The sequence below is a fragment of the Curtobacterium sp. MMLR14_002 genome (assembly GCF_001864975.1).
Classification (GTDB): domain Bacteria; phylum Actinomycetota; class Actinomycetes; order Actinomycetales; family Microbacteriaceae; genus Curtobacterium; species Curtobacterium flaccumfaciens.
Map to the genome: position 1 here is coordinate 1 of NZ_MJGT01000096.1, position 216 is coordinate 216.

Here is a 216-nt window from a genome sequence, read left to right on the forward strand (position 1 = left end):
CAACACCGACGGCAAGTGGACCGCCACGTCGAACATCGACCTCGGCCGTGGCAGCTACGCCCTCACCGCGAAGCAGACCACCACCGGCAACGCCACCAGCGAAGCCCCCGTCCGCTTCTCCATCACCGCCACGGCAGCGCCGTTGACGGTCACGTCCCCCGGGATGAACGGCACCGCCACCGGCCCCCGCCCCACCTTCACCGGCACCGGCCAGGC

Annotated in this window: 1 protein-coding gene; it reads left to right on the forward strand. The window is 71.8% G+C overall.

All coding sequences use genetic code 11. From position 1 onward, the window contains the following. On the forward strand, positions 1 to 216 hold a 216-nt coding region (locus BIU91_RS19025; protein WP_171907861.1), incomplete at both ends, for a hypothetical protein.